This window comes from Sphingomonas sp. BK036 (assembly GCF_004216825.1).
Taxonomy (GTDB): Bacteria; Pseudomonadota; Alphaproteobacteria; order Sphingomonadales; family Sphingomonadaceae; genus Sphingomonas.
The window spans coordinates 1,115,011-1,131,059 of the sequence record NZ_SGXR01000003.1; the positions used below are offsets into that span (position 1 = coordinate 1,115,011).

The 16,049-nt window shown below is 65.4% G+C and carries 13 protein-coding genes; 2 read left to right on the plus strand and 11 right to left on the minus strand.

All coding sequences use genetic code 11. The features are described 5' to 3' along the window. Positions 1-6: 6 nt before the first annotated feature. Genes EV283_RS05240 through EV283_RS05265 form a run of 6 tightly spaced genes read right to left on the minus strand, consistent with a single transcriptional unit; the run spans position 7 to position 6,232 of the window. On the minus strand, positions 7-1,320 hold the full coding sequence (locus tag EV283_RS05240) for an ATP-binding protein (protein ID WP_130323218.1): 1,314 nt from the start codon (positions 1,318-1,320) through the stop codon (positions 7-9). Beyond that, complete coding sequence (locus tag EV283_RS05245) at positions 1,317-2,039, minus strand: SURF1 family protein (protein WP_130323220.1); 723 nt, start codon at positions 2,037-2,039, stop codon at positions 1,317-1,319. The genes EV283_RS05240 and EV283_RS05245 overlap by 4 nt, the downstream gene beginning before the upstream one ends. Next, positions 2,039-2,431 (minus strand): cytochrome o ubiquinol oxidase subunit IV, encoded by a 393-nt coding sequence (cyoD, locus tag EV283_RS05250; RefSeq protein WP_130323222.1) that lies wholly within the window; start codon positions 2,429-2,431, stop codon positions 2,039-2,041. Before cyoD ends, EV283_RS05245 begins: the two co-directional genes overlap by 1 nt. Beyond that, positions 2,428-3,066 carry a cytochrome o ubiquinol oxidase subunit III gene (gene cyoC / locus EV283_RS05255; protein WP_242615786.1) on the minus strand — a complete coding sequence of 213 codons (639 nt, stop codon included), beginning with the start codon at positions 3,064-3,066 and terminating at the stop codon, positions 2,428-2,430. The genes cyoD and cyoC overlap by 4 nt, the downstream gene beginning before the upstream one ends. 4 nt (positions 3,067-3,070) lie before the next feature. Continuing rightward, positions 3,071-5,071, minus strand: coding sequence for a cytochrome o ubiquinol oxidase subunit I (gene cyoB, locus EV283_RS05260; protein ID WP_130323224.1), 2,001 nt, complete (start codon positions 5,069-5,071; stop codon positions 3,071-3,073). Positions 5,072-5,080: 9 nt separating this feature from the next. Then, positions 5,081-6,232: a ubiquinol oxidase subunit II gene (locus EV283_RS05265; RefSeq protein WP_207223055.1), complete on the minus strand. Its 1,152-nt coding sequence runs from the start codon at positions 6,230-6,232 to the stop codon at positions 5,081-5,083. A gap of 276 nt (positions 6,233-6,508) precedes the next feature. On the opposite strand from EV283_RS05265, the gene EV283_RS05270 reads away from it, so the two are divergent. Continuing rightward, positions 6,509-7,840, plus strand: coding sequence for an MFS transporter (locus EV283_RS05270; protein WP_056412707.1), 1,332 nt, complete (start codon positions 6,509-6,511; stop codon positions 7,838-7,840). Positions 7,841-8,062: 222 nt separating this feature from the next. Here the strand turns inward: EV283_RS05270 and EV283_RS05275 are convergent, their stop codons facing one another. From EV283_RS05275 to EV283_RS05295, 5 genes are all read right to left on the minus strand, one after another. After that, entirely contained in the window at positions 8,063-9,241 is a 1,179-nt protein-coding gene (locus EV283_RS05275; protein ID WP_130323228.1) for an MFS transporter, read from the minus strand. A 105-nt stretch (positions 9,242-9,346) separates the two neighbouring features. Further along, a complete protein-coding gene (locus tag EV283_RS05280; protein WP_242615787.1) occupies positions 9,347-10,462 on the minus strand; it encodes an alpha/beta hydrolase in 1,116 nt (371 codons plus the stop codon). 115 nt (positions 10,463-10,577) lie between these two features. Next, a complete protein-coding gene (locus EV283_RS05285; protein ID WP_242615788.1) occupies positions 10,578-12,767 on the minus strand; it encodes a histidine kinase dimerization/phosphoacceptor domain -containing protein in 2,190 nt (729 codons plus the stop codon). Between the two features lie 46 nt (positions 12,768-12,813). Beyond that, positions 12,814-13,794: a bile acid:sodium symporter family protein gene (locus tag EV283_RS05290; protein ID WP_130323230.1), complete on the minus strand. Its 981-nt coding sequence runs from the start codon at positions 13,792-13,794 to the stop codon at positions 12,814-12,816. Then, complete coding sequence (locus EV283_RS05295) at positions 13,791-14,816, minus strand: adenosine deaminase (protein WP_242615789.1); 1,026 nt, start codon at positions 14,814-14,816, stop codon at positions 13,791-13,793. The genes EV283_RS05290 and EV283_RS05295 overlap by 4 nt, the downstream gene beginning before the upstream one ends. Before the next feature lie 133 nt (positions 14,817-14,949). Between EV283_RS05295 and EV283_RS05300 the strand changes: the two genes are divergently transcribed. Then, positions 14,950-15,885 (plus strand): DUF808 domain-containing protein, encoded by a 936-nt coding sequence (locus tag EV283_RS05300; protein WP_130323232.1) that lies wholly within the window; start codon positions 14,950-14,952, stop codon positions 15,883-15,885. Positions 15,886-16,049 lie beyond the last annotated feature (164 nt).

The window sequence follows — 16,049 nt, forward strand, 5'->3', positions numbered from 1 at the left end:
CGTCGGTCATGACAGGGCGATCGCGGAGAGCGGCATGCGGATCGTGACTTCCGCACCGCCGTCCTCGCAGTTCACCACGGACACGCCGCCGCCCAGCTTGCGCATGACGTTGACCGCCAGGAACAGGCCGAGGCCGTGGCCGGGCTCGCGCTTGCTCGATTGATAGGGCTTGCCGAAGCTTGCGAGCCGCTCCCGGCTGAAACCGGGACCGCGGTCGCGGACGATCAGCGCGAGGTTGCCGTCGCTGCGTTCGCCGCGGAACGCGACCCAGTGCGGCGAGGCTTCGGCGGCATTGTCGAGCACGTTGGCGATCACCTGTTTGAGTGCGGGGTCGGAGACGACCTGCGGATCGTCGCCGACGCGCGTGGTATAGTCGAAATCGACCGACGGGTGCACCGCGCGCCACTCGTCGACGATCGCGTCGAGGAACTGGTGGAGCGGCATGATCTCGGGCGCCTCGCCGCGCGCCTCGCCCGCGGACAGCAGGATGCCGGTGACGATCGCCTTGCAGCGCTGCACCTCGGACTGCATCTCGACGATCTCGGCCTGGAGGTCGGCGTCCTGCGCGAGCGTCGGCATGCGGCGCCAGTCGGCGAGGATGACCGCGATCGAGGCGAGTGGCGTGCCGAGCTCGTGCGCGGCGCCCGACGCGAGCAGGCCCATGCGGACGATATGATCCTCCTCCGCGGCCTGCTGGCGCAGATCGGCGAGCCGCGTGTCGCGCGCGCGCAGGTTGCCCGTGATGCGGGTCATGAACAGCATCAGCAGCGTCGCGATCAGCATGAAACAAAGCAGCGAGCCGATCGTGTAAAGGATGAAATACTCGCCGCTGTAGTTGGGCGGCAGGATCAGCGGGTGATAATAGAGCGTGAGCACCCCGAAACAGCCCGCGGTGACCGCGACGATCGCCCAACTCGACCAGCGATCGAGCAGGACTGCGCCAAGCACGACGTGGAGCAGATAGAGCGAAATGAACGGATTGGTCGCGCCGCCGGCGAGATAGAGCTGAGTCGACAGCAGGCCGACGTCGAACAGCAGCGCGAGCAGCAGCTGGATGTTCGCCCCCTTGCGCCAGCCGTACAGCGGCATGCTGGCGAGGTTCAGCCCGACGGCGGCGGCGAGCGCGGCCATCATCGGCACGAGTGGGAGATCGAAGCCGAGCCCGAAACGCGCGAACAGGATCGTGACGAACTGGCCGGCCACCGCGATCCAGCGCAGCGTCACGAGCTGGCGCATGTTCGCATTGCCGGTCGCGTCGGTGCGCGCGGTGGCGATCGCCAGCCAGCGTTGCCAGCCCTGGCGCGCGCCCGCGGAGGTCATGCGTCGACCGCCCCGCGCCGCTTGCGCACATCTTGGCGCACGAACACGACGAACGCGACGATCGTCATCGCGGCGAGCGCGAACCAGGTCAGCATGTAGACGAGGTGGTTGTTCGGGAAGGCGATGATCGTCTGGCCACCGATGGGGGCGGCGGTGCCCGACTTGTCCGCGTCGACGAAATAGGGCGCGACGTTGGTCAGCCCGCGGGCCGCGGCGATCGCGGCGACGTCGCGCGAATACCATTTGTCGGTGGCCGGGTCGTTGTTGCGGAGAAAACCGCCACCTGGCTCGGTGATGCGGAGATAACCGGTGATCGTGACCGGACCCGTCGGCTTGGCATGCGCGTCGCGTTGCTCGGGCGAGACATAGCCGCGGTTGACGAGGACGGTGAAGCCCTGCGTGGTACGCAGCGGCGTGACGACCCAATAGCCGCTGCCGAGCGCGGTGGCGGCGCGGACCAGAGTCTCGCGCGTATTGTCGAGCGTGCCGTCGAGCCGGATGCGACGATACGCATCGGTGGGGGCGGTGATCGCGCCCCAGAAGGCGGGGCCCTGTGGGGGCGCGGGCGCGGCATGCGCGCGTGCCCCGACCTGTTTGATCAGCTCGAGCTTCCAGGCACGGCGCTCGATCTGCCAGATGCCGAGCGCCATGAACCCGGCGAACAGCAGCAGCGCGACCAGGCCTGCGACATAGACGGCAGGGCCCGGTCGCGCGTTCATCACATGTCTGCCGCGGCCTGCATCGGCATCATGTTCGTGTTCATGTGGTACATCACCCAGATCGATCCGCTGAGCGTGATAACGACGAGGATAATCGTGAAGATCAGCGCCATCATCGTCCAGCCGCCCTCCGACTTGCCGCTCATGTGCAGGAAGTAGATCATGTGGACGATGATCTGCGCGACCGCGAACACCATCACGACCAGCGCGGCGGTCGACGGATCCTTGAACGCGCCGGTCATCACCGCCCAGAAGGGGATCGCGGTCAGGATGACCGAGAGGAAGAACCCCTTGAGATAGCTGCCGCGCGTACCGTGCGAGACATGATCGCCGTGATCGCCATGGCCGTGATCCGCATGCGCGTCATGCGTGTGTGCGTGGGGGTCGCTCATCGTAGGGTGCCCATCAGATAGACGAAGGTGAAGACGCCGATCCAGATGACGTCAAGGAAATGCCAGAACATGCTCAGGCACATCAGGCGACGCTTGTTCGCGGCGATCAGGCCGTGCTTCTGCACCTGCACCATCAGCGTGACGAGCCAGATCAGGCCCATCGTGACGTGCAGGCCGTGCGTGCCGACCAGCGTGAAGAACGACGACAGGAAGGCGCTGCGCGTCGGCCCTGCGCCCTCATGGATGAGGTTGGCGAACTCGTACATTTCGATCGACAGGAACGCGAGGCCGAACAGCCCCGTGAACACCAGCCACATCTGCATGACGCGCTGGCGACCTTCCTCCATCGACAGCATCGCGAAGCCGTAGGTGATCGACGAGAACAGCAGCATCGCGGTGTTCACCGCCACCAGCGGCAGCTCGAAGATTTCCTTCGGGCTGGGACCGCCGGCATAGCTGTTGCCGAGCACGGCGTAGGCCGCGAACAGCACCGCGAAGATGAGGCAATCGCTCATCAGGTACATCCAGAAGCCCAGCATCGTGCTGCCGCCATCGGGATGTTCGTGCTCGTCCAGGTCGTAGAACGAGACCGGCTTGGTCTCGTTCAGACCGTCTTTCATGGGTATTGCGGACATCGCGTCAGGCTCCCTGGATCGCGAGCTGGCGGGTGCGCGCGTCCTCGCTGGCGATCACGTCCTCGACCGGGATGTGATAGTCGCGCTTGTAGTTGAAGGTGTGGAAGATCGTCGTGCCGAAGATGCCGGCGAGCGCCAACCCTGCGAGCCACCAGATGTACCAGATCATCGCGAACCCGAACGCCACGCTGAGCCCGGCGAGCACGACGCCCGTGCCGGTGCCGCTTGGCATGTGGATCGCCTTGAACCCGGTCACAGGCCGTGCGTGCTTGCGATCCTTCATGTCGTACCAGGCATCCAGATCGTGGACGATCGGCGTGAACGCGAAGTTATACTCCGGCGGCGGCGACGAGGTCGCCCACTCCAGCGTACGGCCGTTCCACGGATCGCCCGTCAGGTCGGCCAGCTTCTCGCGGTTCCGGATGCTGACGAAGATCTGCATCAGGAAGGCACCGATACCCGCGGCGATCAGCGCTGCACCAAAGGCGGCGATGACGAACCAGATCTGCAGGTTCGGATCGTCGAAGTAGCGCATGCGGCGGGTCACGCCCATCAGGCCGAGCACGTAGAGCGGCATGAAGGCGAAGTAGAAGCCCGACACCCAGCACCAGAACGAGATCTTGCCCCAGGTCTCGTCCAGCTTGAAGCCGAACGCCTTCGGGAACCAGTAGTTGATCCCCGCGAACATGCCGAACAGCGTGCCGCCGATGATCACGTTATGGAAATGCGCGACCAGGAACAGCGAGTTGTGCAGCACGAAGTCGGCAGGCGGCACCGCGAGCAGGACGCCGGTCATGCCGCCGATCGTGAAGGTCACCATGAAGGCGATCGTCCACATCATCGGCAGTTCGAACCGGATCCGGCCCTTGTACATCGTGAACAGCCAGTTGAAGATCTTGGCCCCTGTCGGGATCGAGATGATCATCGTGGTGATGCCGAAGAACGAGTTCACGCTCGCGCCTGACCCCATCGTGAAGAAGTGGTGCAGCCAGACGAGATAGGCGAGGATCGTAATGACGAGCGTCGCATAGACCATCGAGCTGTAGCCGAAGAGGCGCTTGCCCGAGAAGGTCGAGGTGACCTCCGAGAAGATGCCGAACGCCGGCAGGACCAGGATGTAGACCTCCGGGTGACCCCAGATCCAGATCAGGTTGACGTACATCATCGGGTTGCCGCCCGAGTCGTTCGTAAAGAACGCGGTGCCGATGTAACGGTCGAGCGACAGCATCGCGAGAACCGCGGTCAGCACCGGGAAGGCGGCGACGATCAGGATGTTGGTGCACAGCGACGTCCAGGTGAAGATCGGCATCTTCATCATGGTCATGCCGGGCGCGCGCATCTTGACGATGGTCGCGACCAGATTGACGCCGGACAACAACGTCCCGATGCCCGCGATCTGCAGCGCCCAGATATAGTAATCGACACCAACATCGGGCGAATACGCCAACCCCGAGAGTGGCGGCATCGCGAGCCAGCCGGTCCGCGCGAACTCACCGATGAACAGCGACATCATGACGATCACGGCACCCGCCGCGGTCATCCAGAAGCTGAAATTGTTGAGAAACGGGAACGACACGTCGCGCGCACCAATCTGGAGCGGGACGACATAGTTCATCAGGCCCGTGACCAACGGCATCGCCACGAAGAAGATCATGATCACGCCGTGCGCGGTGAAGACCTGGTCATAGTGATGCGCGGTCAGATAGCCCTCGGAGCCATTAAACGCCATCGCCTGCTGCGCGCGCATCATGATCGCGTCGGAGAACCCGCGCAGCAGCATGACGATCGCCAGGATGATGTACATGATGCCGATCTTCTTGTGATCGACGCTGGTGAACCACTGGTTCCACAGATAGCCCCAAACCTTGAAATAGGTCAGCGCGGCAACGAGCCCAAGGCCACCGATCGCCACCATCGCAAAGGTGGCGACGACGATCGGTTCGTGCAGCGGCAGCGACTCCAGGGTCAGGCGGCCGAAGATTGTCTTCAACAGAGTGTCGTTCATGATGGTTCTCTAGCCGTTCGCGACGGGGCGCGTGCCCGGCATGGTGGAGGGGGACAACATCGTATGATTGCGGTTGGACTGCGAGCCCGGCGCGCTGTTCGCGCCGTCCCGTTTTATGTCGGCGGGTGCGGTCCAGTGATTGCCGCTACCCTTCTCGTCGGCGTCCTTCATCAAGGCGCCTTCGACCCGCTCGGACGAATCCTGCGGGCCCTTGCCGCCATTGACGCCCGGCATCGCCATGCCGGCGTGCGAGTCCCCCCCGCTTTTTCCGCCGTGCATCATCTGCGACATGCAGACCTTACCTGGCTGGACGCACTGTTCGACTACCAGCTTGAACATGTCCGGCGCGACCGCATTGTAATAGCGCACCGGTACCTTCTCGCTCGGCTTCTCCAGTTGGAGATAGCTTGCGCGGTTCAGCCCGCCGCTGGCCTTGGCGCCGCCCTGCTTGACGCGGTTGACCCAGGCCTGGAAGCCCGCGTCGCTTACGCCGTGGAAGCGGAAGCGCATGCCCGAGAAGCCAGCGCCGCTATAGTTGGACGAGAAGCCCTCGTAATTGCCGGGCTTGTTAATGACCGCGTTCAGCGTCGTCTGCATGCCGGGCATCGTGTAGATCATGCCCGCGAGCGCCGGGATGTAGAACGCGTTCATCACCGACGACGACGTCATCTGGAAACGGATCGGACGATCGACCGGCGCAGCCAGCTCGTTGACCGTGGCGATGCCGTATTCGGGATAGATGAACAGCCACTTCCAATCGAGCGCGACGACCTGCACCTCGAGCGGCCTGCCCGCGCCATTAGGCCCGTTGCCTGCCTGCTGCTTGTCGACCAGGTTGCCGACCGGCAGGTTGTTCGCCAGCGTCGGCGTGTCGGGCTTGATCCGGCCGAGCGGACGGTACGGATCGAGCAGATGCGTGCTGGTCCAAGTCAGCGCGCCGAGCGCGATGATGATCAGCAGCGGGATGCCCCAGATAAGCAGCTCGAGGCCGACCGAGTGATCCCAGTTGGGCTCGTACTTGGCGGCCTTGTTCGACTGGCGATAGCGGAACGCGAAGAACAGCGTCATCGCGATCACTGGAATGATGATCAGCAGCATCAGCCCGGTCGAGATCAGGACGAGATCGCGCTGTTGCACTGCGATATCGCCGGACGGCGACATCACCACCCAGTCGCAACCGCTGGTAAGCAGCGCCAACGGCAGGGCCGCCAACCATTTTCGGGCCGAAATTTTGGAGCGGGAAAGCTGTGTCACGACGGTCATCCGGTTCCCCTACGCCTGGGTTGCGCTGCGCTACAGTGGACAATTTGTCCAATGGGCGCTGCACTGCAACATCGGCATGGATCTATCATCACGAGGGATAGCATAGATTACCCCTGCCCGCATCCGCCGGAACGGCGTATGATCGGGTTCGCGCCCTGAAGAGCGAGTTGAAGAATGAGTGCAAACACAGTCCCCGAGACGAGCTTCGAAGCCGATGCTCGCAGTATCCACAGCGACGGCGAACACGTCACACCAGGCGTGATCGCGATCGGCGTGGTGATCGGCCGCACCTCGGAATTCTTCGATTTCTTCGTGTTCGCGATCGCCTCGGTGCTCGTGTTCCCGACTTTGGTGTTCCCGTATGTCGATCGGTTGCAGGGCACGCTCTATTCGTTCGCGGTGTTCGCGCTGGCGTTCTTCGCCCGCCCGATCGGCACGATCATCTTCATCGCGGTCGATCGCGCCTATGGCCGCAGCGTCAAGCTGACGATCTCGATCTTCCTGCTCGGCACTTCCACCGTCGCGATGGGGTTCATCCCCAGCTACGAGTCGGCGGGCAACTGGTCGGTCGCGATCCTCGCCCTGCTGCGCATCGGCCAGGGCATCGCGCTCGGCGGCGCATGGGACGGCCTAGCGTCGCTCCTGTCGCTCAACTCGCCCGAGAAGCATCGCGGCTGGTATGCGATGCTGCCGCAGCTGGGTGCGCCGATCGGCCTGCTGGTCGCCAGCGGTCTGTTCGCGTTCTTCGTCGCGGCGCTGCCCAACGAGGATTTCTTCGCCTGGGGCTGGCGCTATCCGTTCTTCGTGGCGTTCGCGATCAACGTCGTCGCGCTGTTCGCCCGCCTCCGCCTGGTGGTGACCCCCGAATTCGAAGAGATGTACGCCAAGCGCGAGCTCGAGCCTGCGCCGGTCGTCGAGACCGTGCAGTCGCAGTGGAAGGCGATCTGGCTCGGCTCGTTCGTGCCGCTCGCCAGCTTCGCGCTGTTCCACATGGTGACGGTGTTCCCGCTGTCATGGGTCGTGCTGTTCACGCGCGAGGCGCCGGCGCGCTTCCTCGTGGTCGAAGTGATCGGCGCTGTGATCGGGATCGGTGCGATGCTCGTATCGGGCCTGCTCGCGGACCGGTTCGGCCGTCGCACGATGCTGGGGACGATCGCGGTCCTGATCGCACTGTTCGCGATCGCGGCCCCGTCGTTGCTGGGTGGCGGCGATGTTGGCGAGCGCCTGTTCATGGGGATCGGCTTTGTGCTGTTCGGCCTGTCGTTCGGCCAGTCCTCGGGTGCGATCGCCTCGACGCTCAGCCCGCAGCATCGCTATACGGGGTCGGCGCTGACGACCGATCTGGCATGGCTGTTCGGCGCGGGCTTTGCCCCGCTGGCGGCGCTGCTGCTGACGAGCAAGCTGGGTCTCGCGGCAAGCGGCGCCTACTTGTTCTCGGGTGCGGTGTTCACGCTGGTCGCGCTGGGTCTGAACAAGCAGCTCGCCAAGCGCGACATCGCGCGCTGATCTGACAAACTGACAGACTCCCCAAAGGGCACCACCCCGTCGAAAGCCGGGGTGGCCTTATTCTGGAATACCTTGAGTTACCGATATAATCGTCGCTCCAGCGAAAGCTGGGGTATTCCTGTTGGCGGACGCCGCGACCCAGAACGGGGAGATCCCAGCGTTCGCTGGGATGACAGCAGCAGAGCCGTCAGCCGGCGAACGCTAAAGTAACCGTAGACGCGCTCAGGCCCGCCGGCGATCCAGCGCCCACGACAGCGCCCAGATCGCAAACCCGCCCAGCGCCAGCGCGGTCCCGACCCAGCCGGTCGAGGGCAACCCGAACCCACCCGCAATCGCCAGCCCGCCGAGCCAAGGCCCGATCGCGTTCGCGGTGTTGAACGCCGAGTGGTTCAGAGCCGCCGCCAAGGTCTGCGCCTCCTCCGCGACATCCATCAGCCGGGTCTGGAGGATCGTCGACAACCCTCCCCCGCACCCGATCAGCAGCACCACCGGCAGGATCGCCCACAGATGCGGCGCCGCGGGTGCATAGAGTGCGAGCGCGCCCGCCCCGAACAGCAAGGTGATCCCCGCCGCGGGCATCAGCGCGACGTCGGCCGCCTTGGCGCAGACCAGCGTACCGATCGTCATCCCGACGCCGAACAGCGCGAACGCGACGGGGGTGAAGGCGGACGATACGCCCGTCACCTCGGTCAGAGTCGAGGCGAGATAGGTATAGACGCAGAAGATGCCGCCAAAGCCGACCGCGCCGATCGCCAGCGTCAGCCACACCTGCCCGTTGCGCAGCGCCGCCAGCTCGCCGAGCGGGCTCGCGTCCTTGGCGGGCCGCAGGATCGGCGCGAACCGGACCAGCATCGCTACCGTCACTGCGGCGATGATCGCGACGATCCCGAACCCCCAGCGCCAGCCGAACCACTGCCCGATGCCGTTGGCGAGCGGCACCCCCGCGATCGTCGCGATCGTCAGCCCAAGCATCATCCGCGACACCGCACGCGACCGCTTCCCACGCGGCACCATCGACGCCGCGACCAGCGAGCCGACGCCGAAATAGGCACCATGCGGCAACCCGCTCAGGAATCTCGCCAGCAGCATCAGGTGATAGGTCGGCGCAAGTGCGGACAGCCCGTTGGCGATCCCGAGAAACGTCATCAAGCCGATCAGCAGCACGCGCCGCTCGATCTTTGCCGCCAGCACCGCGATCATCGGGGCACCGACCACCACGCCCAGCGCATAGGCGCTGATCACGTGCCCGGCGGTCGGCTCGTCGATGCCAAGCCCCCGCGCGAATTGCGGCAACAGGCTCATCGCCGCGAACTCCGTGGTGCCGATCGCGAAACCACCGACCGCCAGCGCGAGCAGCGCCAGGCGGGGATTGACCGTTGTCGGTCCGTAACTGTCTGTCATACCGCACACTTCGCAAGTGCAGCATGATGCTTCAAGGTCAGGCGCGCGTTTAATAGAAGGGGGCGCGGTCGCCTGAACGCCCCGCCCCCCCTGATTATCGATCGCTTAACGCCGCGGTGCAGCAGCGAACGCTGCCTTCAGCCGTGCAATCGCCAGCGTGTTGGCGTCCTGCGCGCCGCGCACGACCATCCCCATGCCGAAGAACTCGTGGGTCACGCCGGGGAAGGTCCGCTGTTCGACACGATCACCAGCCTTGCGCATCGCCGCGGCGAGCGTTTCGCCATCGGAGCGCAGCGGATCGATCTGCGCGTTGATGATCGTCGTCGGCGGCAGGCCGCGCAGGTTCGCCCTGACCAGGTTCAGCCGCGGATCCTGCGCATCGGCAGGCGTCGTCTGGTAATAATGGCCGAACCACTTGAGCATCGCGCCGTTCAGCGGCTTCGCATTCGCCGAATCCATCCGCGACGGCAGCGTCATGCTGCTGTTGGCGATCGGATAGACCGACACGATGTGCAGCGGCGTGGTCAGGCGATTGTCGCGCGCGTAGATCGCGGTCGCGACCGCGAGGTTGCCGCCTGCGCTCTCGCCGGCAACTGCGATCTTGCGCGGATCACCACCCCAGGATGCGGCATTCTGCAGCGTCCAGCGATAGGCGGCGGCCGCATCGTCATGCTGCGCGGGGAACTTGAACTCGGGCGCATGGCGGTATTCCACCGAGACGACGATCGCGCCGAGCTGCTTGGCGAGCAGGCGCGGTGCCGCGTCATAGGTATCAACCGTTGCGATCACCCAGCCGCCACCGTGATAATAGACGATCACCGGCAGGTTCTTTGCGTTCGCCAGGGCCACCGGCTTGTAGACGCGCGCGAACTGCTGCGCGTCGCTGCCGTAAGGAATGTCCTGGGTCGTCACGGTCGCATCGGGGGTGGCCGACAGGCCGTGCTTGACCATCACCTGCTTGGCGGCATCGGCGGCCGAAGGCTGGGTCCGCGCAACGGCAGGGGTAAGAGTCTCGATCGGCTTGCCACCGAGTGCGGCGAGCTGGTCGAGCACGGTCTGCATGTCGGGCGCAGCCTTGGCGGGCTGCATCGCCATCGCCGGCGGCGGCGGTGGCGGCGCGGCATCGGCCGACCGGGCGGATTGCGCGAGTGCGCTGCTCGATACGGCGACGCTCATGGCTGCGATCGCGATCAGCGATGCGCGCGGTGAAAAACGGATCATGCGGTAGATTTCCTGTTACGAGTGCCCCACTCGCCGCATCAACCCCGTGCCGCGTCATCCGTTCCAAACCGCGGCCGTAACCGACCGACATGCAACGGTTTTTCCCAAAGCTAGGTCAGACTCGCTCGTCGATCGGCACGGTCAGGATCACGCGGAGGCCGGGCATGTTGTCATCATGCTCGATTGTCCCGGACAGCCCCGCGACGATCGCAGTCATCATCCGGCTACCGAACCCGACCCGGCTCCCCGATTTGCCGCGACCCGAATCGGCCACGACGAGGCGCAGCCGATTGCGATGCTGTTCGAGCATGATGTCGATCGGGCCGGGGCGGCCGGCATAGGCATATTTGCTCGCGTTGATGACGAGCTCGGTCAGCACCAGCCCGATATTGACCGCCAGATCGGTGGCGACGAGCACCGGGGCGAGATCGAGCGTCATCTGCGCCGCCCATTCCTCGCCGAGCGACGTCTTCATGTCGCCCGCCAGCTCCTCGACATAGCGCGAGAGATCGACCGACTCGACCTGGTCGTCACGGTACAACCGACGATGGACCAGCGCGACCGCCGAAAGCCTGGCCTGCGCCTCAGCGAGGTGCTCCTTCACCTTGGCATCGTCGGACGATTTGGCCTGGAGCGACAGGAACGCCGCGACCAGCTGGAGGCTGTTCTGCACGCGGTGATTGACCTCCTTCATCAGGACGTCCTTCTGCGCGATCAACGCGTCCTTGTCGGCGAGCGTGCGTTGCAGGTCGGCATTGAGCAGCCGCAACCGCTGATTGATATGCGCATCGTGGAATCCGCGGCGCAGCCGGTGCGCGGCCTCGATCTCCTCGCGAGTCCAGCGGCGCGAACGCCCGCTGACCGCCTGAGTCCAGGATTCGAACGAGGTCCGGGGCGTCAGCACCGCATTCGGGTCGACCGACACCGCCTTGTGCGGGTTGCCGGCCCATTCGACCTCCTCGATATGCTCGGCGCGAAACCACAACAGCATCGCGCCCTCGTCGACCAGCGCCAGCGCGAGCACGCCACTGGCGCGCGCGCGATAGGCACGGGCGGGCGGATAGAGCGATTCGAGTTCATGCGTCGCGAACGGCTCGATCCCGCCGCGCGTCCGCGCCCATTCCGCAAGATCGCGAATATCGTCGTCAGGGGGGCAGGCGCCGTCGGTATCGACGAAATGGTCCTGGACGAAGGCAAAGCCATCACCGTCCATCAGCATGCGCAGCTCGTCGCGCAAAGTCGTGACGATCGTGCGCGGTGCCGGGTCGGTCGCCAGCTTGGGCAGGATCGCATCCTCCGCCGCGCGCAGCCGCAACCGCTCGCGATACGTCTCGGCCTCTTCCTTCGCACGGATCTGCCGCGCGAGGCCGCCGGCCAGAGTCGCCGATGCCGCGCGGATATCGGGGGTCAGCGCGCGCGGCGTACCGTGGTGGCAGGCGATCATGCCCCATAGCAGCCCATCCTTGACGATCGAGATCGACGCCGACGCCGCGACCCCCATGTTGGCGAGGTACCGCAAATGGATCGGCGAGACGCTGCGCAGTGCCACGTCGCTCAGATCGAGCGTCTCGAACCCGGCCGGCCGCAGCACCGCGGGCGCATAGGCGATCGTCGGGATCGTCCGGGTCCGGTTGCGCACGTACAGCGCGCGCGCCTGCCGGGGGATGTCCGACGCGGGGAAATGATGGTTGAGGAATGTGCCGAGGCCCGCAACCTTGTCCTCCGCCATCACGCGGCCCGCCTCGTCGTCGAGGAAGCGATAGACCATCACCCGGTCGAAGCCGGTCAGTTGCCGGAACGCAGTCGCCGCGCGCTCACACAGCGTCTGCAGGTTGCTCGCGCGCTCGAACGTCATCGCCATCGCGTTGAGACGGCCGAGCATGCCGGCCGCGGTCATCGGCTCGGCCTCGACGGGTTCGAGCTCGACGATCACATGGACCGCGCCGCGGTGGATCGTGACGTCGAACCGTTCGGTTGGGCCAGTGACCGGCACCCCGGCGATCGCGACACCGGCGATCGGCTCATCCGCCGACAGAGTCGCGGCGACGTCCTGCGCCAGCACTGCCGACAGATCGCGGCCCAGCCAGTCGGGGGCCAGCCGCGTTTCGAGATCGCCCGCGCCCGCGACGATCGCGAGAGTCGCGGCATCGGCGACGAGCAGCAGGCCGTGCGGCTGGATCGCACCGGGAATATGGATCGGCTCGCGGTCGCACGCGGTCAGGTCCAGCCCCACGTCCCCGGCAGAACTGGCAGTATCGCTCGACGCGCTCATGTAGGTGAAACTCTCCTCAAGAGCGCCGACCATGCCGTCCCCGGCGGAACAAAGCAAATACCTGCAACCGCTTACGGCATTAATCTGCGGCAATATCGGCTGGTGCGGACTCGGCATAGCGGCGTGCGATCACCGCGCAGGCGACCAATTGCAGCTGGTGGAACAGCATCAGCGGGAGCAGGATCACGCCGACCTGCGCGGGCGGGAACAGCACGCCGGCCATCGGCACGCCCGACGCCAGGCTCTTCTTCGACCCGCAGAATTGCAGCACGATCGCATCCTCGCGCGGCAGCTTCATCAGGCGGGCCACCGCGAAGGTCAGCGCCAGCACGAAGGCGAGCAGCGCGACGCACAGCAGCCCGATCAGGATCAGGTCGCCGAGCGACAATCTGCTCCACAGCCCCTCGACCACCGCGGCACCGAACGCGCTGTAGACCACCAGCAGGATCGATCCGCGATCGACGATGGTGAGCATCGCCTTGCGCCGCGTCACCCACGCGCCGATCCACGGCCGCAGCAGGTGCCCGGCGACGAACGGTACGAGCAGTTGCACGACGATTTTCTCGACGCCCTCGATCGAGATCCCGGCGCTGCCCGCGGTGCGCATCAGCAACGCGACCAGCGCGGGCGTGACCAGGATGCCGAGCAGGTTGGAGAAGGACGCGCTGCACACCGCCGCCGCGACATTGCCGCGCGCGATCGCGGTGAACGCGATCGACGACTGCACGGTCGACGGCAGCAGGGTCAGGAACAACAGCCCCGCCGCCAGCGGCCCGGTGACGAACGGGAGCGCGGAGAGCCCGAGCCCGAACAGCGGGAACGCGACGAACGTCACCGCCAGCACCGCCAGATGCAGCTTCCAGTTGCGCAAGCCCGACAGGATCGCATCGCGCGACAATTTGGCGCCGTGCAGGAAGAACAACAGGACGATGCCGATGTCCGCCGCATAGCCGACGATCGTCGCCATCTCGCCGCGGGCGGGCAGCAGGCTCGCCAGCACCACGGTACCGAGCAGCATCAGGATGAACGGCTCGAAGACCGCGAGGAAGCGGGCGATCATGCGTGCGCTTTGACGTACGCATCCAATGTCGCGAGATGACCGCTGAGCGAATCGTCGTCGAGAAAGCTGCCGAGGAAGCTGTTCCGTGCGAGCGTGACGACCTGATCGCGCGAGAGATTGCGGGCGCGCGCGGTCTGCCGGAAATTCTCGCCGATATAGCCGCCGAAATAGGCCGGATCGTCCGAATGGATCGTCGCGCGCAGGCCAAGATCGAGCATCCGGTCGATCGGATGATTCTCCAGCCGGTCGACGTTGCGCAACGCGACGTTGGACAACGGGCACACCGTCAGCGTCATCGCGTCGCGCGCCAGCCGGGCGACCAAAGTCGGATCCTCGAGCGCGCGATTGCCATGGTCGATCCTGTCCACCTGCAGGATGTCGAGCGCCTCGTGAATATACGCGGGCGGCCCCTCCTCGCCGGCATGCGCGCACAGCATCAGCCCGGCATCCCCCGCCGCCGCGAACACGCGCGCGAACTTCGACGGCGGATGGCCGACCTCGGACGAATCGAGCCCGACGCCGATGAACTGGTCGAGCCACGGCTCGGCCTGCGCGAACGTCTTGAACGCATCCTCCTCGTCGAGATGCCGCAGGAAGCTCATGATCAGCCCGACGCTCATGCCGTGCTTGGCCTGCGCCTCGTCGATCCCGGCGAACAGCCCGCGCGCGACCACGTCGAACGGAATGCCGCGATGCGTGTGAGTCTGCGGATCGAAGAAGATCTCGGCATGGATCACGCCATCCTGTGCGACCCGGTCGAAATAGGCGACCGCCAGATCGCGGAAATCCTCCTCGGTCTGCAGCACCGCGGCGCCGGCATAATAGATGTCGAGAAAGGTCTGGAGATTGGTGAAGCTGTACGCGGCGCGGACGTCCTCGACGCTCTTGAACGGGATCGCGACCTTGTTGCGCTCGGCCAGCGCGAACATCAGTTCGGGCTCGAGGCTGCCCTCGATATGAAGGTGGAGTTCGGCCTTGGGCAGGTTCGTGATGAAGTCGCCGTTCATAAAGGGTGGGGTCATATCGGATCCTGTCGCTTTGGGGGCGTTGGCTGCAACCATTCCGCGCGCCACGCACTACCGCAAGTGCGAAAGCCGTTGCATGACAATCCTGTCACGTTACCGAGCGCGCAACCCCACGCTAAGGACACCCTCGATGCCCACAGGACTGGTCGCACTGCTCGACGACATTGCCGGGATCACCAAGCTCGCCGCCGCGAGCCTCGACGATGTCGCAGCGGCCACCGGCAAGGCCGGCAGCAAGGCGATCGGCGTGGTGGTCGACGATGCCGCGGTGACGCCGCGCTACATGGTCGGGTTCGAGCCCAAGCGCGAACTGCCGATGATCTGGAAGATCGCGCTGGGCTCGTTCCGCAACAAGCTGGTCTTCATCCTCCCCGCGGCACTTGCGCTGAGCGCGTTCGCGCCGTGGTTGTTGACGCCGTTGCTGATGATCGGCGGCACCTACCTCTGCTTCGAAGGTGCGGAGAAGATCCTAGAGGCGGTCGGCGGCGGTCATGCCGAGGAAGAGGTCGACGTCCCGACCGACGCGAAGGCGCTGGAGGACCAGAAGGTCTCGGGCGCGATCCGCACCGACTTCATCCTGTCGGCGGAAATCATGGTGATCGCGCTGTCGGACGTCGCGACCAAGCCGATCTGGGAGCAGGCGATCGTGCTCGCGCTGGTCGGCATCGTCATCACGATCGCGGTGTATGGCGTGGTCGCGCTGATCGTGAAGATGGACGATATCGGGCTCCACCTCGCGCAGCGCAGCAGCGCGCCGGTGCAGGCGCTCGGCCGCGGGCTGGTGAAGGGCATGCCGCTCGTCATGTCCGCGCTGTCGGTGATCGGCACCGCCGCGATGGTCTGGGTCGGCGGGCAGATCATCGTCCACGGGATCGAGGAGTTCGGCTTCACGACGATTCCGCACTGGATCCACGACACCGCGGAGGCCGCGTCGCACGCGGTGCCGTTCGCGCAGGGCGCTGTGAACTGGGCGCTGAATGCGTTCTTCTCCGGCATCGTCGGGCTCATCCTCGGCGGCGCGATCGCGCTGGGTCTGCACGCGGTGAAAAAGCCCAAGGCGCACTGAAACGCAGGACCGTGATGACCGCGGGTCGGGCCTAGCCGCACGACCCCGGTAAAGGACTGGACGGCTGGCCTTTCTGACGATTACACCTTGTAACATCGTCTCTCAGCCGGAAGGCCCTTCCTTGATCCGCAAGCTTCTCGTCGCATCCCTGCTCGCGTCTGCAC